Annotated in this window: 9 protein-coding genes and 1 tRNA gene; 9 read left to right on the plus strand and 1 reads right to left on the minus strand. The window is 47.7% G+C overall.

The features are described from left to right. The first annotated feature begins 10 nt into the window (after positions 1-10). From proB to NYP67_RS02230, 6 genes are all read left to right on the plus strand, one after another. Positions 11-1156, plus strand: coding sequence for a glutamate 5-kinase (gene proB, locus NYP67_RS02205; RefSeq protein ID WP_473411131.1), 1146 nt, complete (start codon positions 11-13; stop codon positions 1154-1156). A 231-nt stretch (positions 1157-1387) separates the two neighbouring features. Then, on the plus strand, positions 1388-2692 hold the full coding sequence (locus tag NYP67_RS02210; protein ID WP_473411132.1) for a pyridoxal phosphate-dependent aminotransferase: 1305 nt from the start codon (positions 1388-1390) through the stop codon (positions 2690-2692). A gap of 135 nt (positions 2693-2827) precedes the next feature. Further along, positions 2828-2903: transfer RNA gene (locus tag NYP67_RS02215), tRNA-Trp, on the plus strand. Positions 2904-2941: 38 nt separating this feature from the next. Continuing rightward, entirely contained in the window at positions 2942-3157 is a 216-nt protein-coding gene (gene secE / locus NYP67_RS02220) for a preprotein translocase subunit SecE (RefSeq protein ID WP_004111941.1), read from the plus strand. 28 nt (positions 3158-3185) lie between these two features. Continuing rightward, the gene (nusG, locus tag NYP67_RS02225) at positions 3186-4004 is read left to right on the plus strand and encodes a transcription termination/antitermination protein NusG (protein ID WP_473411133.1); all 819 of its coding nucleotides are present in this window, start codon (positions 3186-3188) and stop codon (positions 4002-4004) included. 82 nt (positions 4005-4086) lie between these two features. Then, on the plus strand, positions 4087-4983 hold the full coding sequence (locus tag NYP67_RS02230) for a biotin--[acetyl-CoA-carboxylase] ligase (RefSeq protein ID WP_473411134.1): 897 nt from the start codon (positions 4087-4089) through the stop codon (positions 4981-4983). Between the two features lie 781 nt (positions 4984-5764). Here NYP67_RS02230 and NYP67_RS02235 read toward each other — a convergent pair. After that, positions 5765-6418, minus strand: coding sequence for a biotin transporter BioY (locus NYP67_RS02235; protein WP_473411135.1), 654 nt, complete (start codon positions 6416-6418; stop codon positions 5765-5767). A 150-nt stretch (positions 6419-6568) separates the two neighbouring features. On the opposite strand from NYP67_RS02235, the gene NYP67_RS02240 reads away from it, so the two are divergent. From NYP67_RS02240 to NYP67_RS02250, 3 genes are all read left to right on the plus strand, one after another. Beyond that, the gene (locus tag NYP67_RS02240; protein ID WP_101889743.1) at positions 6569-8416 is read left to right on the plus strand and encodes an ATP-binding protein; all 1848 of its coding nucleotides are present in this window, start codon (positions 6569-6571) and stop codon (positions 8414-8416) included. Next, positions 8413-10074 (plus strand): acyl-CoA carboxylase subunit beta, encoded by a 1662-nt coding sequence (locus tag NYP67_RS02245; RefSeq protein ID WP_473411136.1) that lies wholly within the window; start codon positions 8413-8415, stop codon positions 10072-10074. Before NYP67_RS02240 ends, NYP67_RS02245 begins: the two co-directional genes overlap by 4 nt. A 187-nt stretch (positions 10075-10261) precedes the next feature. Continuing rightward, on the plus strand, positions 10262-19873 hold the full coding sequence (locus NYP67_RS02250) for a fatty acid synthase subunit beta domain-containing protein (RefSeq protein ID WP_415695084.1): 9612 nt from the start codon (positions 10262-10264) through the stop codon (positions 19871-19873). The last annotated feature ends 307 nt before the right edge of the window (positions 19874-20180 follow it).

Genomic DNA, 20180 nt, shown 5'->3' on the forward strand with positions numbered 1-20180 from the left:
TTGATTAATAATGGTTAATAAAGCAATTGAGCCTAGCGAAAACGGGGTTCGGCGTTCAATTAGCAATGCGCGCACAATAGTCGTAAAAGTGGGGTCTAGCTCGCTAACTTCGCAAAATGGTCACTTAGATGTGCAAAAGCTGCGCTCGCTAGTAGATGCCATTAGTCGCACGCAAATTAACGGCGCACATGTTGTGCTTGTGTCTTCTGGCGCAATCGCAGCAGGATTCGGGCTGCTCGGCTTTGATTCTAGGCCAAAAGACGTTCCAACGCAGCAAGCTACGGCTTCGGTTGGTCAGGGTTTGCTTATGGCGCAATATGAGCAAGCATTTGCAAAATATGGTCTAAAAGTAGGGCAAATGCTGCTAACGGCAGACGTTACTATAAGTCCTTCGCGCTACCGCAATGCTCAGCGCACAATGCTTAGGCTGCTGGAATTAGGCGTTGTGCCAATCGTAAACGAAAACGATGCTTTGTCTAGTAACGAAATACGTTTTGGAGATAACGATAGGCTGGCGGCGCTTGTTGCAAACATTGTTCGCGCAGATGCGCTGGTGCTTTTAACAGACGTAGACGCGCTTTATACTGCTCCGCCCAGCGAGCCAGGTGCTAAGCGGATTAGCTTTGTTGCAGATGTTACGCGCGCGCTGGACGATGTTAAAGTTGGCGAAAGCGGATCGGGCGTTGGCACAGGCGGAATGGTAACCAAGATGGATGCGGCGCATATTGCTGCTGTTTCTGGGATTCCAACGCTTTTGACTTGTGCGAGTAGCGCGGAGAGTGCGCTAGCTGGCGATTCGGTTGGAACCGTTTTTGCGCCACTAAATTCGCGCGCGTCTTCTAGAAGACTTTGGATTGGTTTTGCGTCTAATCCGCATGGTGCGATTATTGTAGATTCTGGTGCTGCTGCAGCCGTTTGCGCGGGGCGAGCAAGCCTGTTGGCTGCTGGAATCGTAGGGGTTACTGGCGATTTTTGTGCGAGCGACCCAGTGTGGATTGATGATGAGCATGGAAACCACTTAGCCAAAGGGCTAGTTGCATTTGATTCAGACGAGATACCGCAGGTAATGGGTCTTACTACGGACGATTTAGAGGCCACTTTGGGGCGGCAATACGCGCATCCTGTGGTTCATCGCGACAATCTTGTGCTCTTATAGCGTTTGCTGCGATTTGCGTTTTTCTTACTTGGTATTGCGCGAACGCTATCTCCGCTTTTTGTAGCTCTAAGCGGCGTGTCTAACAACAAAAAGCGGAAATAGTTGGCGTATTAAGCAGCTCGAAGTTGTCAATTTTCCCGCGTTTGTTTCCCAAATCGGCTAGTACGTAAACAAATGTGGGCAAAAAGAAACAAAATCGTGAAATAACGTGTAATGGCTAAAATGTAGAGTATGGCAGAAAATATCGCAGCAAATATGGCAGAAAATGCATCGCAAATCCCAGAAGGCACATCGCAAATCGCAGCAAATACATCAAACTCCCAATGGCGCTCTATGAGCAATCGCATTAACAAAGTCGCTCCAAGCGCAACGCTTGCTGTAGATGGCAAAGCGAAAGCGATGAAAGCCGCAGGAATCGACGTTATTAGCTTCGGTGCAGGTGAACCTGATTTTCCAACGCCGCTCTACATTGTGGAAGCCGCATCCGCCGCATGCAAAGACCCAAAAAACTACAAGTACACAGCTACGGCTGGCCTTCCAGAGCTGCGCGAGGCGATTGCGCGCAAAGTTAAGCGCGATTCTGGCTACGACGTTTCCCCAAATCAAGTTGTTGTAACGAATGGCGGCAAACAGGCTGTTTACGAAGCATGCCAGATTTTGCTAAACGATGGTGACGAAGTCATAATCCCAGCGCCATATTGGACAAGCTACCCAGAGGCTGTAAAACTTGCAGGCGGCGTGCCTGTGCCGGTTATGTCTGGCGCGGATCGCGATTTTGAGCCAGATATTGAGGCGCTTGAGGTGGCTCGCACACCGCGCACGCGTGCGATTATTGTAACTTCGCCTTCTAATCCAACAGGCGCTATTTGGAGCGCGCAAACGATTCGCGCGATTGGCGAATGGGCTGTAAAACACCACATTTGGGTGCTTTCCGACGAAATCTACGAGCATTTGCATTACGATGGCGTAAAAACTTCGTACATTGGCGTGGAAGTGCCAGAAGTGCGCGACCAGCTGCTTGTTTTGAATGGCGTTGCAAAAACTTACGCAATGCCAGGTTGGCGTGTTGGCTGGATGGTTGCGCCGCTTGATGTCGCAAAAGCTGCGATTAAGCTTCAAAGCCACATGACGTCTAACGTTTCTAATATTTCGCAGTGCGCAGCTCTTGCAGCAGTTGGCGGACCATTAGATGAAGTCGCAAAAATGCGTGATTCCTTCGACGCTCGTCGCAAGGCAATTGTGCAAGCGTTAAACAGCATGGAGGGCGTAACTTGCCCTCTTTCGCACGGCGCTTTCTACGCGTTTGCAAACGTTGAGGCGCTGCTTAATCGCCCACTTGGCAAGGATTCTAAGATTCCAGGCACATCGTCTGTGTTCGCACAAATGCTTCTTGACGAAGCGCATGTTGCTGCTGTTCCTGGCGAGGCTTTTGGCGCGCCTGGTTACTTGCGATTCTCGTGTGCTTTGGCGGATAGTCAGCTTGCTGAGGGCATGAGGCGCATGAAGCAGTGGATTGAAGGCGGTAGCGCGCTTTAAAGTCGGAAGCTTCCGCGCATTTAGCGACACTCGCTAATCATAATAAAACCCCTTAAATCTTGCCCTTCCGCTATCATGAATATTCGGCGGTTTTGCCAAGTCAATCTTTTTAAGGTATGATTAGCAAGTTCACCTAGGGATGTGGCGCAATTGGTAGCGCAACGGTCTCCAAAACCGTAGGTTGTGGGTTCGAGTCCCGCCGTCCCTGCCAGTTTTATTGTTAACAATTTTCAAACGAAGGATTCAAGCATGGCCAAGGCAAAAGAGAAGAAGCCAAATTTGTTCATGCGTATTGGCATGTTCATTAAGCAAACTATTGACGAAACACGCAAAGTCGTAGCTCCACACGGCAAAGAGTTGTTTGCTTGGTCTGCTTCCGTGTTTATTTTTGTTATTTTCTTGATGGTTTTTGTCACTGTTATGGACTTCGGTTTAGGCAAGTCCGTTATGTGGCTGTTTGGCTGATTTAAACGAATTTTGAGGGTGTGCAAATATGACTGACGAGTTGAATCTCGAAAATGTTGAGTCTGTAGAGAATTTTGCTGATTTAGATGCAGCTTCTGCTGCAGATGCGCCTGAGCAGGCTGAATCTACGGTTGCTGGCGATTCGCCAGTGGAAAATAGCGCTGATTCTGCCGACAATTCTGCTGAAGATTCCGAAGATTCCGAAGATGCCGCAGACGTAAATCCTACAGACGCTGGCGCCGCCGCAGTCGCCGAGTTTTCCAAGACTTTGCGAACTCTTGAAGGCAAGTGGTACGTTCTTCACACCTACTCTGGCTACGAGAAGCGCGTTAAAACTAACGTTGAATCTCGCGTTCAAAGCTTTGGTTTGGAAGACAAGATTTTCCAGATTGAAGTTCCAATGGAAGAGGTTGAAAAGCACACAGACAAGGGCAAGAAGGTTATTACCCGTGTGCGCGTTCCAGGATATGTGCTGATTCGCATGTGGCCAGACGAGAATGCTCGCCGCATTGTGCGCGAGACCGAAGGTGTTACTGGTTTTGTTGGCCCGTCTAAGGAGCCAGCGCCTCTTAGCCGCAAGGAAGTTATTGATATGATGGCTCCTATGATTGCGTCTGAGGCGTTGAAGAAGGCTGGAGATAAGCCAGCAGCAGCTCGTAAGCGTACTGTTGAGGTTGCTTACAAGGTTGGAGATCAAGTTACAGTTACCGACGGCCCATTTGCAACTATGGCTGCCGTTGTTTCGGACGTAGATCCTACAACGCAAAAGCTTACGGTTCTTGTTTCTATCTTTGGCAGAGAGACTCCTGTGGAGCTTGGCTTTGACCAGGTAGAGCCTATTGTTTGATAGCTATTTCTTTGATAGCTGTTGTTTAATAGGTTTAGTCTGTTTAGGCGATTTTAATAGATTTTAAGGGATTTAATTCTCGATGAATTTTATCTTTTTAGACTCGGTTGATTCTACGCAAAATATTGCGCGAAAAGAGCTTATTGATTGCGATTTTGAAAGCTCTTCAATCTTGAATCCGCTTGTTTGTGCGATTATTGCAAACAATCAAAGCGCTGGCAGAGGTCGTCTTGGTCGCAAGTGGGTTAGCGAATCGGGGCAAAGCTTTCTAGCGTCTTATGGTGCTGTTTTGCCAAAAAGCGTTGTTATGGATTCAAAATACAACGGTTGGCTGCCTATGATTGCAGGACTTTGCGCAAGAGACGCGTTGATTGGCGCGCTTAAAGATGTTGGTGCGCGCAAAGTCGGAGAAATTAGCGAAGTCAGCGAAGTTGAAAATAAAATTTGCGATTTTGGTCAAGAAATAAAAATCAAGTGGCCAAATGACATTTTTATTGGCGATTGCAAAGAAGGCGGAATTTTAACCGAAATCGCAGCACTTGCAAATCATGACTCTTTACAACAAAATATTGGTGTGATTTTTGGAATCGGCCTTAATCTTAATGTGTCTAAAAGCAATCTTCCAATCGAAAAAGCAACATCTTTACAAATGCATTACGCGAATCTTCCAAATGCAATGCAATTAAGGGATATTATTGCTAAGCGTTTAGCGCAAAACTTAAACAGTAGACTAGCGAGTTTTGTGCAAAATCCTGCGCAAAACGCATTGTGCTTGCGTAAGGAAGTTAGTGCGGTTTGCTGGACTCTTGGTCGCAAAGTTAGTGTGTATGCGCCAGACGTTAATAGCGAGTTAAACAACAGCGAATGCGTAGAAGGCATTGCTCAGAGCATTACTGATGATGCTTCGCTTTTGATTCTTAAAGACTCGGGAGAATCTGCGATTGTGCACACGGGCGATGTTCACGCGCTTAGTGTTTGATACAATCGCACTACAGTTCTGAGTGTTTTGTAGTGCGTTTGTATAGTGACACGCCGTAAATTAGGTACAAACGCACTACAAGGCAGGTCGTCGTTCGCACGGCTTCCTACTTAACGTTGCGCGAGGTTTGAGTATTTCTCTCCTCGCAGGCGCGCCAACCTGCCAGAGCGCTTAAAGCGTAGCGCGCGAAGGCAATTTGGCGCGCTGAGCAGCTCAAGGCAGAAGCACTGCTTCTGCGCTGCGAAGACGTGAGCGCGGCTAATCCGCGCGAGCGAAACGCCTTTACGGATATCTTATGAACGTTAATGTTTTAATGTTTTAGGTTGGCGCTATTTATTGCTCGTAGAGAAATACATCAAACCTTCTGGATATCTAGGACTTTTGCGTGGTTTTTATCACCGAGATTCTCGATTTTTCTTCTTCATTCGATGAATCACCATCAAAGATGCTGAGGTTCATCTCATTCAGTGCGAAAAATCTCGAATCTCTACCTAGCTTGCGCGACGACCTGCCTTTTCGCTTAGAGCGTAGCGCGAAAAGGCAATTCGGAGCGCTGAGCTTGCTCAAAGTTGAAAGCACAGTGTGCTTTCAACGCAAGCGAAGACGTTAGCGCGTTTAGACCGCGCTAACGACATGACCTGCCTGAGCGCGAAAATGAGTCAAAGTGATCTTGCTTTTGGATGCAAAAAAGACCGCAGTCTCGTCACTGCGGTCTTAGAATAGTTAGCGCGTTACGCTTGAGATTAATCACGCATAATCACGCATAATCACGCATCACGCATCACGCATTGGTGTTGCGCTTAAACGCGCCGTACAATCCTGCATAAGCTGCGCTAGCGATTGCAGCTTTAATAATATCGCCCACAATAAAGCCAGTAGAAGCAACGGCGATTGCCCAAACAGGCAAGTGCATCATAAGCGATTGGCCTACAAATCCAAATGCGTAAATCACAAGAGAACCAACAACAGACGCTGCAAAATACGCGCCAAATCGTGCAAATTTCTTAGCAACAGAATCCTCTGGCATAGCAGCATTAACAACGCCTTCGAGCGCAGACTTTACAAGCGCAATCGCAGCCACGCCGAATACGAATCCAACAAGGAATCCAACGCTAGGGCCTGCAAAAGCCACAACGCCACTTTTTCCGCCTGCAAACACTGGCATTCCAGCAGCACCAATCGCAAGGTACATAAGCACAGAGCTAACGGCCTGGCGCCAAGTCAAAGTAAGACCTGCCAAAGCCAAAACCAAAGTTTGCAAAGTTACAGGAACAGGAGTTCCAGGAATTGGCAATGCGCCAGCCATAGTGGCAGCACTAATAAGAACAGTAAACAAAAATGCCTTAGCAAATGGAACAGCTAAACGATTAACGTCAAAGGCCTTAGATGCAACTGCATTAGAGTTTGCGCCAGAGTTTGATTCAAAATTAGCCACGATATCCTTCTTTCGTATTGTTTTTCGTTGCTGAATCAAAGATTAGACAAAAATCACCAGCCGCGCGTTGGAGAAGTTTACAAAAAATCGCATAATGTTTTGTTCAAATTCACGGATACTATAAGCCAAATTTCCTATAACTTGTAACGTATGGTTACGAATATCAAAAAAATACTTGTGGCAAATCGCGGCGAAATCGCGCTTAGAGTGATTCGCACTGCTCAAGAAATGGGAATCCCAACTGTGGCTATTTATGCGGCATCCGACCGTCAAGCACAGTATGTTGAGATGGCAGACGAAGCGTACGCGCTTTCCGGAGACACGTACAGAGACACTTATTTAAACGAAGACGCGATTATAGACATTTTGCATAAAAGCGGAGCGGATGCTGTGCACCCAGGCTACGGATTTTTATCGGAAGTAGCGAGTTTTGCGCAAAAGGTGATTGATGCTGGCGCTGTGTGGATTGGTCCGAAGCCAGAAGCGCTTATTGATTTAGGGGATAAAATAACCGCGCGGCGCGTGGCAACTCGCGCTAAAGTGCCGCCCGTTCCAGGCATCTCGGAGCCTGTAAAAGACATTCGAGAATTGCTGACTTTTGCGCAAACACACGGCTACCCAGTTATGATGAAGCGCACGGATGGCGGCGGCGGCCGCGGAATAACCGTTGTGCAAAACGATGATGAGCTTCGCGGATTCTACATGAACCACGACGCTTTGCAAGGTGGCGACCTTGACGAGTACTTTATTGAGCGTTTTATAGACAAGGCCAGGCATGTGGAAACGCAAGTTGGCCGCGATTCACATGGAAACTTCACCATATATTCCACGCGCGATTGCTCGGTGCAGCGCCGAAACCAAAAGTTGGTTGAGGAAGCACCAGCACCATTCCTTACCGATGATGAGAATGCGCAGCTTCACCGATATTCTCGTAACCTATTTGAAGCTGTTGACTACGTTGGTTTGGGCACGTGCGAATATATGGTGACTTCTCAACACAAAGTTTACTTCTTGGAAGTGAACCCACGATTGCAAGTTGAGCACACAGTTAGTGAGGAAGTTAGCGGACTAGATCTTGTGCGCGAACAGCTTATGATTGCCGACGGCGGCGAGCTTACGCAAAATCACCCTTCGCGCGGACACAGTTTTGAACTTAGAATCACTTCGGAAGATCCAGCAACGAATCTTACGCCTAGTGCAGGCACGCTAACAAAAATAGAATGGCCATCGGGCCCTGGAATTCGCGTGGATTCTGGCGTAGAAGTTGGAGATAGCGTGTCTCCAAAATTCGACTCCATGATGGGCAAGCTTATTGTTACGGCGCAAAATCGCGATGCGGCAATTGCTCGCGTAAGGCGTGCGCTTAAGGAGCTTTGCATTGAGGGCGTGCCTACTCCTGCTAAGCTTTTTGAGCAAATTTTTAACGACCCTGATTTTACGGCTCAAGATCACGATTTTGATATTTCTACAAAATGGCTTGAACGCAAGTATTTGAACCGTACTGCTGCAGCGGCAAATGGCGGACAGCCTGCTTCTTTGTATTCCAATAAGGCTGGTGAAGACGCGCAAAATAAGCCGACCAAAATGGAGTCTTTTGTAATAGAAGTAGACAATAAGCGCGTAAAACTTACTATTCCGCAAGACATTGTAGACAATCTTACTGGTTCTGCACGAGTTAGAAGCACGGTTCGCGCATCGCAGCCACTTAGAGGGCGAGGATTAAGGGGAGATACTCACAAGTCGGAAACACCGAAGGACGCTCCTGGCGTGATTTCGGCTCCAATGCAAGCTGTGATTACGCGTGTAAACGTTGCGGAAGGTCAGAGCGTAGCCAAAGGCGACCTACTTGCTGTTCTTGAATCCATGAAAATGGAAAACTACGTTTACGCACCTGCAGCAGGCGTAGTTACTGGCATTTTTGTGGGGCCTGGAGATGGTGTAGAAGCAGGCGAAAAGCTTGTAACAATTGACGTAACTAAAGGCGGTAGTGCAAAATGAGTGCGCTTACTAAAGATGATACGCAAGTTGCAAAAGATGTTAATAAAAGCGCTGCACAAGTTAATAAAGACGCGCAAAATGCGCAAGACACGCAGCCTACACAGCCAACGCAGCCTCAGCGCGGAAAAGCAGCCGTAGAACACGCTGCTCGCCTTGCTAGAGACGCCGAGCAAAAGGCTTTAGAACGCCAGCATGCAAAGGGAAAGTTCACTGCAAGAGAGCGCTTAGATTTGCTTTTTGACACGGGAACGTTTGAAGAAATCGGCCGATTTAACGGCGGAGACATAAATAACGATGTTGCAGGATGCGCTGTAATCACTGGCTTTGGCGAAGTGTACGGCAAGAAAGTGGCAGTTTATGCTCAAGATTTTTCCGTTCGTGGCGGCACGCTTGGTCGCGCGGAAGGCCAGAAAATATGCCATCTTCTAGACATGGCGTTGCAGCTTGCAGTTCCAGTTGTTGCGCTAATCGACTCGGGTGGCGCTCGCATTCAAGAAGGCGTTAACGCGCTTACGCAATATGGCAGAATCTTCAAAAAAACTTGTGAAGCAAGCGGTTTGATTCCGCAAATTTCCTTGATTTTAGGCCCTTGTGCTGGTGGCGCAGTTTATTGCCCTGCTCTTACGGATTTTATAATCATGACTCGCGAGCACTCCAACATGTTTGTAACTGGCCCAGATGTTGTTAAGGCAGCTACTGGCGAGTCGATTAGCATGGACGATTTAGGCGGTGGATATGTGCATAACTCCACTTCGGGCGTTGCTCACTACTTGGGCGAAGACGAGGCGGATGCCATTGACTACGCGCGCACAATCCTTGCTTATTTGCCGCAAAATTGCAATCAAAATCCGCCAACATTCGCATACGCTGCAACGCGCGCAGACAGAGAAACTGCTAAGCAGCTTGCGACTATTGTTCCGAGCAATGATCGCCAGCCGTACGACGTTTTAGACGTTATTCGCGCAATCGTAGATTATGGCGAATTTGTGCAAGTTCAAGAGCTCTACGCGGCGTCCGCAGTGGTTGGTTTTGCTTGCATAGACGGGCATCCTGTTGGAATAGTTGCAAATCAGCCTAAAGTAAATGCTGGAATTTTAGACGTTAATTCTTCCGAAAAAGTAGCGCGATTTGTGCGATTGTGCGACGCGTTTAATCTTCCTGTTGTAACTCTTGTAGACACTCCTGGATACAAGCCAGGGTCGGACCAGGAGCACGCTGGAATTATTCGCAGAGGCGCAAAGGTGATTTACGCGTATGCAAACGCGCAAGTTCCGCTTGTTACTGTGATTTTGCGCAAGGCTTTTGGTGGAGCATACATTGTAATGGGATCCAAGTCTATGGGAGCAGACTTTAACTACGCTTGGCCTACTAGCCAGATAGCGGTTTTGGGTGCTCAAGGAGCTGTGAACATTATTCATCGCAAGGATTTGCAAAAAGCAAAAGAGCGCGGTCAAGATGTTGACGCTTTAAGAAAAAAGCTTGTTGAGAATTACGAAAATACGACTGTAAACGCGAATCTTTCGCTGGAAACTGGCCAGATTGACGCAATGATAGATCCAGAGCAAACAAGAGATGTTATTGCTAATTCTTTGAAGATTTTAAGAAGTAAAAAACGCGTTTCTAGAACGGGGAAGCATCATGGAAACCAGCCAATGTGATTTAAGAATGATTTGAGACGATTTGCGGATGATTTGAGGGCGATTTTAGATGATTTGAGACTCGCGGATTAATCGCAAGCAGCCGCCACGCGCGACTAGCAACAAGTCACAAATAATCAAAGTTACAAATAATCCAAAACACAAATCTTAAAAATAAAACGTAAACCCACAAACAAAGGAAAATAAAATGACAAAATACTTATTTGATGAGCTTGCACAAAATCCACATATTTTAGCTTTTGCAGGGCAATCCACGCCATGGGTTCAAGCGTTAAAAGAAGCGCAAAAAGACGAAGATTTAAGCGCGCAACTACGCGATTACAATAACAGCGCAAAAAATCTTCTAAACAACATATATGCGCAACTTTTAGCAAACGCAGGAAAAGACATAAACGTATTCGACGCTTTAGAATCCACAAATGATCGCACGCAAGACGCGCAAATAAGCGTTCCAGGAATCGCGTTGGCGCAGCTTGCAGCTGTTAGTGATTTTACAAATCTTGGGTACAATTTTGAAGTTTGCAAGCCAATCGCAAGTTTTGGTCATTCTCAAGGCGTGATTGCTGCAAAAATGGTAGAAGCGCGATTAGAGGCTGGTTCTTGGCAGGCAGCGCAAGGCAAAATCGCGGAACTTTTGGCGATTGCATACATAATTGGAGCGGCTGCAGATCGCGAAGCGCGGCTTTTGGAAATAAGCGGAAACGGCTCTGCAACTCCAATGCTTTCGTTAAAAGGCGTAACTCAAAAACAGGCAGAAGTTTTGATTTCGCGCGTAGATCGTAAGCGTGCCGAAGTTTCGATAGCAGTTAAAAATTCGCGAAATCACATGGTGTTATCTGGCTATCCGCAAGACATGCAGGCCGTTTTAAGCGAAGCGCAAAAAGAAGCGGCTCATTCTAAAAAATTACGAGATATGAAGCAGCGCGGAGGATCGGTTTTTGCGCCAATCGCAGAGTATTTAGATGTTACAGTGCCATTCCATTCGCCAATGATGAGCAAAGCGGTAGATAATGCTGAAAAATGGGCAAAAGAAGCTGGATTAAATGCCGAGCTTACTAGAAGTCTTGCAAATCAAGTTTTAGTAGAACAAGTGGATTGGGCAAGTCAAATCAAAAAGACTTTGGCAAATCTGGGCAAATCTGCTAAAGATTTGTGGATAATCGACATGGGTCCTGGAGAAGTGCTTGGAAAGCTTACAAGCGTGCTAGTTCAGGGAAGTGGCGCTGGAATTGTAGAAGCTGGAACAATGGCGTATCGTGCTAATGCGTCTACAATGGATGCTTCTTCCGCAAATTCTTTGCGAACGGGATGCTGGGCGGATTTTGCACCACGCGTAGTAGAAACGCCATTAGGGCGCAAAGTAGTTACAAAGTTTAGCAAGCTAACGGGCAAGGCTCCTGTTCTTCTTGCAGGCATGACTCCAACAACCGTAGACCCGCAAATCGTTGCTGCTGCTGCAAACGCGGGATACTGGGCGGAGCTTGCAGGCGGTGGCCAAGTAACAGAAGAAGTGTTTAACAAGCATGTGGAAACGCTCCAAAAGCAGCTAAAAGAGGGAGCAACTGTAGAATTCAACGCAATGTTTATGGACCGCTATTTGTGGAATTTGCAATTTGGCGCCAAACGTATAGTTCCAAAAAAGCGCGCTTCGGGAGCGCCAATCGACGGCGTTGTTATTTCTGCAGGAATCCCAGAGCTAGACGAAGCGAAGGAACTTGTTAAAACTCTTCAAGAAGATGGATTCCCGTATGTTGCTTTTAAGCCAGGAACAGTAGAGCAGATTCGTCAAGTTATTCGCATTGCAAAAGCTGTTAAGCCAGCAACGATTATTGCGCAAGTAGAAGGTGGATCTGCAGGCGGCCACCACTCTTGGGAGTCGCTAGACGATTTGCTTATTAGCACTTATGCTCAAGTGCGCGAATGCAATAATTTGGTGCTTGTAGCAGGTGGCGGAATCGGCACTCCTTCGCGAGCTGCCGACTACATTAGCGGCGAATGGTCCAATAAGTACGACTTGCCAAATATGCCTGTAGACGCCGTAATGATTGGCACAGCAGCAATGACAGCAAAGGAAGCGCACACAAGTCCGCAAGTTAAGCGTATGTTGGTGGAGACTCCTGGAATCACAGAAGCAAATGATGCATGCGTGGAAGGTCTTGGTGCGAGTGACGATCCGTTTGCTCCGATTGGCGAGCGCTGGGTGCCGTCTGGAAAGGTTGTTGGCGGAGTAACAAGCGGATTAAGCCATTTGCACGCAGATATTTACGAGATTGAAAATGCGTCTGCGCGTTGTGGAAGGCTTCTTGTTCACATGATGAAGCATCCAGAAGAGCTTGAATTACGCAAAGACGAGGTTATTACTGCTCTTAATACAACAGCAAAGCCGTATTTTGGCAATGTTGAAAGCATGACATACCAGCAATTTGCACAACGATTCCTCGACTTGTGCTACCCGTGGGCGGATTCCACATACGCGGATCGCTACGCTCATTTGCTTAAGCGAATCGAAGCGCGTTTTGCGTTGCAAGATTCTGGCGAATTTGAGTCAAGCTTGCCTTCTGCTAAAAGCATTTTTGAAAATCCTCAAGAAGCTTTGAATAATCTTATTGAAAAGTTCTCAGATGCAGCGCAAACAAACGTTATTCCAATGGATGCCGCATGGTTCCCAACTTTGGTGCGCGAATACCCTAAGCCAATGCCGTTTGTGCCAGTAATCGACAACGATTTGCTTCGCTGGTGGGGCCAGGATCAGCTTTGGCAGTCGGAAGATTCGCGCTACTCTGCAGACGCTGTGCGCGTAATTCCAGGGCCGATTTCTGTTGCTGGAATAACAACAATGGACGAGCCGATTGCGAATATTTTGGGAAGATTTGAAGATGCGGTTATAAAGCGTTCGGTTGCTGGCGATTCTAGAGTTTCTCTTGCGCAAAGCGCGTTTAGTCAAAGTGCGTTTAGCCAAATTGCGTGCGCAAAAAATGTTGAAGAATACGTGCGCGCATGCCCGAATATCTCTTGGATTGGTCACCTAACTTCTAATCCTGCTTATAAAACGCAAAATGATAGCGAAAATTACGTTATAAGCGTTGTTAGTGAAGAAGATAGCGTAATTAAGCTTGATTTAGACGTTAAATTAGACACATTCTGGGATGATTTGTGCGCTAACGATTCAAGCAAGAATGAGAACAGCAATAAGAATCACGCTGTGCGAAACATTGTGATTCCGCTTATTGTAGACGCAAATCGCGCAGGAGGCGTGCCAGTAGTAGATAGAGAGCGCTTGCCAAAGCACGTTTATAAGATGCTTGCAGCTACAGCAGGCATTGGAAACGTTGCGATTACGGGAGATGCTCTAAGTGAGATGCCTAAAGTTGATGTAAGCGAGCAAAGCGAAGAATCGCCATTTGGCGTAGTAAAGTCTTCGTACACGCTTTCTAGAAATCTTGGAATCGATCACGAATCTGCTACAGCTGGGCGACTTTCGGGCGGTCTTCAAGCGTCTAAAATCGTGCCAGACGCGCTAGTTGGTCCTGCTTGGCCAACAATTTATTCTGCTTTGGGATCCGTAATGGTAAACGGGTACCCGGTAATCGAAGGCTTGCTTAACGCGGTTCATTTAGATCACTTAATAGAGTTAGACGTTTCAAATAGCGATTTGAACAAGCACGTGGGCGAGCGCGTAAACCTTGTTGGTTGGGCGCAAAGCGCGCAAGAGTCTGCTTCTGGACGCGTTGTTACGATTAACGTTGTTCATTTTGCACAAGACGGAACAAAAATCGCTCACGAAACAGAGCGATTTGCGATTCGCGGACGCAGCTACAGTGCAGCGCTGCCAAAACCTGCTGCACAATACGGAGCTGCCGCGGAATTGCACGGATATGATGTGGATGCAACTCCTAGGAGAATGCTTAGAAGAGTTGTTTTGAGCGCGCCTAAAGACATGACGGCGTTTGCGCGCACTTCTGGCGATTTTAACCCAATTCACACTTCTTACAGAGGCGCTGCAATATCTGGGCTTAAAGCTCCGCTTGTACACGGAATGTGGCTTTCGGCGGCAGCTCAGCATGTTGCTCAAGCTGTTGACGAAAAAGGCGCGCGCTACGAGTTGATTGGCTGGACGTACAACATGTACGGCATGGTGCAGCTTAACGACAAAGTTGAGATAACTGTTGAGCGCGTAGGAAAAGTTCGACGCGCAGGGCTTGCGCTAGAAGTAACATGCCGCGTAAACGGGCAAATTGTTTCTAAGGCCAGTGCTCTTACAAGCTCGCCGCGCGCCGCCTTTGTGTACCCAGGCCAGGGTATTCAAAAACAAGGTATGTCGCTAGATGAGCGTGCAAAATCGCCAGCTGTGCGCGAAACTTGGCAGCGCGCAGATAAGCTTACTCGCGAAAAGCTCGGATTCTCAATTCTTGCTGTTGTTCGAGATAATCCTAAGGAACTAACAGCAAATGGCGTAACATATCGTCACCCAGAAGGCTTGCTCAACTTAACGCAATTTACGCAAGTTGCGCTCGCTACTGTTGCTTTTGCACAAACTGCTCGCTTGCGTGAAGCTGGATGCGATATTTGGCCAGCTTACTTTGCAGGTCATTCTCTAGGCGAATACAATGCGCTAAGCTCCTTCGCTCAAATTATTCCGCTAGAAACCGTGTTGGAGCTAGTTTTCCACCGCGGATCCACTATGCATCATTTGATTGAGCGAGATGCGCAAGGCCGATCTAACTATAGAATGGGAGCTTTGCGTCCAAACCAGTTTGGCGTAGGAGACGATGGCGTAAACGCGTACGTTGAAGGAATCTCTAAGCAAACTGGCGAATTCTTGCAAATCGTAAACTACAACTTGGCAGGTCAGCAATACGCGATTGCTGGAACAATAAAAGGTCTTAAAGCCTTGGCCGAAGATTCCGCTAAGCGTGCTAAAGAATATGGCGGAAAGCCGCCGTTTATTTTGGTTCCAGGAATTGACGTGCCATTCCATTCCAAGCTGCTTAGAAAAGGTGTGCCAGAGTTCCGCGATAAGTTGGATTCGCTTCTTCCAAAGCATATTGACTACTCGGTTCTTGTTGACCGCTACATTCCAAACTTGGTTGCATGCCCGTTTGAGCTTACGCGCGAGTTTGCGCAAAAGATTCTAGATGTTGTGCCTTCAAAGCGAATTGAAGCGGCTTTACAAGATGATGCAACTTGGGATTCTTATGCTGCTGATGAGCAAAAGCTTGGCAGATTGCTTCTTACGGAGCTTCTTTCTTGGCAGTTTGCTTCCCCTGTTCGTTGGATTGAAACGCAAGCGCTTATGTTCTCTAGCGAATCTTGCGGTGGATTAGGCGTAGAAGAATATGTTGAAGTTGGTTTAGCGAATGCTCCAACTTTGGCAAATCTTGGTGCAAAAACGCTTGCATTGCCAGAGATTAGTAGTCAGCGTGTTGCTGTTTATAACGTTGGACGAGACGAGAGTCGTGTTTATAAAACAGACACAGATTCGCTTGTGCCAGAAGTTTTTGAAGACGATGAAAGCGCGTCTAATGAGCAGGCGGCGGCTGCTGGCGATTCTTCCCAAGCTGCCGCACAAAAGTCGCAAGCAACCGCAACGGCAAGTGCTGCATCTACTCAAATAAATGCAAATAATAATGCAAATAATTCTGTACAAAATGTGCAAAATGCATCAAATGCAGTGCAAAATTTGCCATCTGACTCTGTTGCAGATATTGCGTTTAAGGCGTCGGATGCTATTGAAATGCTGATTGCATACAGTGCTAAGATTCGCGCCGACCAAATTGGCGCCGCCGACACAACGGATACGCTAACAAACGGCGTATCTTCTAGGCGAAACCAGCTTTTAATGGACATAAGCTCCGAGCTTGGCGTGCCTAGCGTGGACGGCGCTGCAGAAGCTCCGATGAGCGCTCTTAGCAAGCTAGTAAACTCCGCTGCTCCTCGCTACAAGGCTTTTGGTGCCGTTCTTAGCGACATTGTAAGGCAAAGTTTGAGGTCGCTTTTTGGTGCAGCTGGCGTAAAGCCTGCTCAAGTAGATAAGCGCATTACGGAAGTCTATAAGCTTGGCGAAGGCTGGCGCGCGCACGTTTTGGCGGCTCTTGTTTTGCAAACGCGATCTGGCGCAAGCGTTCGCGGAGGCGATTTGGCTCAGCTTTCTACAGAGCCAGCAAAGAACGCTTCTGCAGCTCAAGCGTTGATTGATTCTGCGATTAATCAAGTTGCTAAACAGCACGGAATTACTCTTGCTCAGCCAGGTTCTGCAGGCTCTGGCGCTGCAGGCGGAGCAGTTGTTGATTCTGCAGCGCTTGACGCTTTTGCTCAACAGGTTGTTGGCGCGGATGGCGTTTTGGCTGCTACTGCTAAGTTTGTGCTAGCAAAGCTTGGTGTTGAAGAGCCTAAAGTGCAAGATGAAGCGGATGAAAATGCGGCTGTTGTTGCAGCTGTAGAAGCTGAGCTTGGAGCAGATTGGCCAAAGCAAGTAGAGCCTCGATTTGATGAGCGCAAGGCGATTCTTTTCGACGATCGATGGGCTAGCGCTCGCGAAGATTTGGCGCGTATCTACTACAATTCTGAGTATGATTCTTGCGCGAATAATTCCGAAGATTCTAAGCAAGTTAGCGAAATTTTGAACCGCTACGGTAGCTTTGTTGGTTTAGGGCGCGCAATCTCTAGCGAAGCTGAGTGGTTTGCTAAAAAGTGCAAGGATAATAAGAGCAGCGATAATAAGTTCAGTGATAATAAGTTCAGCGTATTGTCTTCTATTTTTGAGCAAGTTGCAAAAGATGCGCTAAAGTCTACTGGCGATTTGCCAAAGTCGCGTAATCATGAGCATTATGGAGACGATTCGCACGTCTTCTCAAATTGCTTTGAAGGAGATGTTGCTGTTGTAACAGGCGTTGCGCCAAATTCGATTGCAGCACGAGTTGTGACTGGTCTTCTAGAAGGCGGAGCTACGGTTATTGCCACTTCTCACAGCTTTAAGCCGAGTGTAAAAAAGTGGGCTAAAGAAGCTTACAGACTTCACGCAACAGCTTCAGCTAAATTGTGGCTTGTTCCAGCAAACTTGTCTAGTTACCGAGATGTTGATGCTCTTGTAAAGTGGGTTGGCACAGTTTCTAAGAAGGTTAGCGGAGCAACAACCACCATTTTGAAGCCTGCTTACAGCCCAACTCTGTTCTTCCCATTTGCAGCTCCGCCAGTTAGTGGAACTTTGGCGGATTCTGGTGCGCTTTTTGAATCGCAATCCAGGCTTATGCTTTGGGGTGTTGAGCGCGCAATCGCAGGATTTGCGCAAATCGGAGCAGACACAGATGTAAAGCATTGTATGCATGTTGTGTTGCCAGGATCGCCTAATCGCGGTATTTTTGGCGGCGACGGAGCTTATGGCGAAGTCAAGAGCGCATTCGACGCCATTGTTAACCGCGCTCATGCCGAAAAAGTGTGGTCGAATCGCGTAACTTTTGCTCATCCAAAGATCGGCTGGGTGCGCGGAACTGGCTTAATGGGAGGCAATGATCCTCTTGTGGAAGCTGTTGAAAGTCGTGGCTTAAAAACCTTTACAACAAGCCAGATGGCGAATCTTTTGCTTGATTTGTGCACTAAAGATGCACGTAATCTTGCTGCAAAAGCGCCTCTAGACGTTGATTTAACAGGTGGATTAGGCTCGGAGCCGCTTGACTTGAACGAGCTTAAAGCTCAAGCTTTGCAAGAGAATAGTCGCAAGCAGACTAATCAGGATGCTTCAAATAATGATGAAGTCAAGTCTGAAGTCAAGTCTCTAAATAAGGCACTTCCATCTCCAAATATTCCAACTCAAGCAAGAGTTAATTTGGAAGATTGGAAGAACGTAACAGCAAAGCCTAAAGACCAAATTGTTATAGTTTCTGTTGGCGAGATTGGCCCGTGGGGCTCTGGCCGTACGCGCTTTAGTGCCGAGCAGTCAATCCAAGATAACGGAACGGTTTCGCTTTGTGCAGGAGCTGTTTTGGAATTGGCTTGGAGTATGGGATTGCTCACTTGGCAAGACTCGCCAAAACCAGGATGGTACGATGCGGAAGGCACGCTTGTGCCAGAAGAAGACATTGCAGAAAAGTATCGCGACGAAGTAGTAGCTCGCTCGGGAATTAGGCCGTTTGAAACTGGCATGGGCGGCGACTACAAAGACGGAGCAAACGAAGAAGAAGCCGAAATCTTCCTAGACCACGATGTATCTTTCAACGTTGCTACAGAGCAAATTGCGCGCGAATACGTGGCGCTAGACGAAGAGCACACCGAGATTTCTAGCGACCAAGAGTCGGGAGAGTGGATTGTTACGCGCAAAGCTGGATCCATGATTCGCGTGCCAAGACGAGCAGCCATGACGCGCACTGTTGGTGGGCAATTACCTAAGGGCTTCGACCCATTAAAGTGGGGTATTCCAGCTTCGATGGTTGGAAGCGTAGACCCGATTGCGCTTTGGAACATAGTCGCTACTGTTGACGCGTACATTTGCGCAGGATTTACGCCTTCGGAAATCTTGCAAGCTGTGCATCCTTCCCTTGTGGCATCGACTCAAGGCACAGGATTTGGCGGAATGACGTCTATGCGAAAGCTGTATTTGGATCGATTCCTAAATCACGAGATTCCTACAGACGTATTGCAAGAAGCGCTGCCAAATGTTGTTGCAGCGCACGTAATGCAAACGTATATTGGCGGCTATGGAAACATGATTCAGCCAGTTTCGGCATGTGCAACTGCTGCAGTTTCGCTAGAAGAAGGCGTTGATAAGATTGCGCTCGGCAAAGCCGACTTTGTTGTAACAGGCGCGATTGACGATATTGGCGTTGAGTCCGTTGTTGGCTTTGGCAATATGAACGCTACTGCAAACAGCGAGGAAATGTACGAAAAGGGTATAAATCCGCGATTCTTCTCGCGTGCGAATGATCGCAGGCGCGGAGGATTCTTGGAAGCGCAAGGCGGCGGCACGATTCTTATTACACGAGGAGATATTGCGCTTAAGCTTGGCTTGCCTGTTGCTGGCGTAGTTGGATTCATTCACTCTTATGCGGATGGTATTCACACTTCGATTCCAGCTCCAGGATTGGGTGCGCTCGCTGCAGGATTGGGCGGCCGCGAGTCCAAGCTTGTGCGCGATTTGGCAGCGCTTGGCGTTACTCCAGACGATATTGCTGTTGTTTCTAAGCACGATACGTCTACAAACGCAAACGACCCGAACGAGTCTGAGTTGCACAATACGCTTGCGCACGCGATTGGGCGCACAAGCGGAAATCCGCTATTTGTGATTAGCCAAAAGTCGCTTACTGGCCACGCAAAGGGTGGCGCATGCGTGTTCCAGATTAATGGCTTGACTCAGCTGTTTAGAAGTGGCTGGGTTCCAATCAATGCTTCGCTTGATTGCGTAGATCCTAAGCTTGCGCGCGATGACCACATGGTGTGGTTGCGAAATAGGATTCACATTGGCTCTGTTAAAGCGGCTCTTGCCACATCGCTTGGATTCGGTCATGTTAGCGGATTTGTGGCTCTTGTGCATCCTGGCGCGTTTGAGGCGGCTGTAGCGGCTAGCGCTGGCGTGGATGCGCTTAACGAGTGGCGAACAAAGGCAAATGCGCGTTTGGCTGCGGGTCATCGACTTTTGCAAGAGGGCATGATGGGCCATGTGCAACTGTTTGAGCCTGTGGAAAATCGCCGTTTGCTTAAAGACGGCACGCGCATGCCAGATGGGTCGCGCTACGATGGTCATGAAGCAGAAAAAGCTATGCTGCTAAACCCAGATGCTCGCTTAGATGCAAGTGGCTATTATTGCTAACGAATTGACTTGCCTTGTAGTGCGTTTGTACCTAAAATACGGCGTGTCGCCATACAATCGCACTACAAAAACACGCAGAACTGTAGTGCGTTTGTACTGAATTTGCGTCGTATTGTGTTGTTCGCGCGCTAAGCTTTGAACGCGAAGGCATGTCGTCTCGTTCGCACGGTCTAAGCGCGCTAACGTCTTCGCCACACGTAAAGTCCACTGGACTTTACATTTGAGCCAAATCACGCTTTGAAGGAGCTTGAAATGCGTTATGCAATTTCAAGCTCAGTCAAAGCGCAATCGCACTACATGTGTGAAT

The organism is Gardnerella sp. c23Ub_4, from assembly GCF_055804115.1.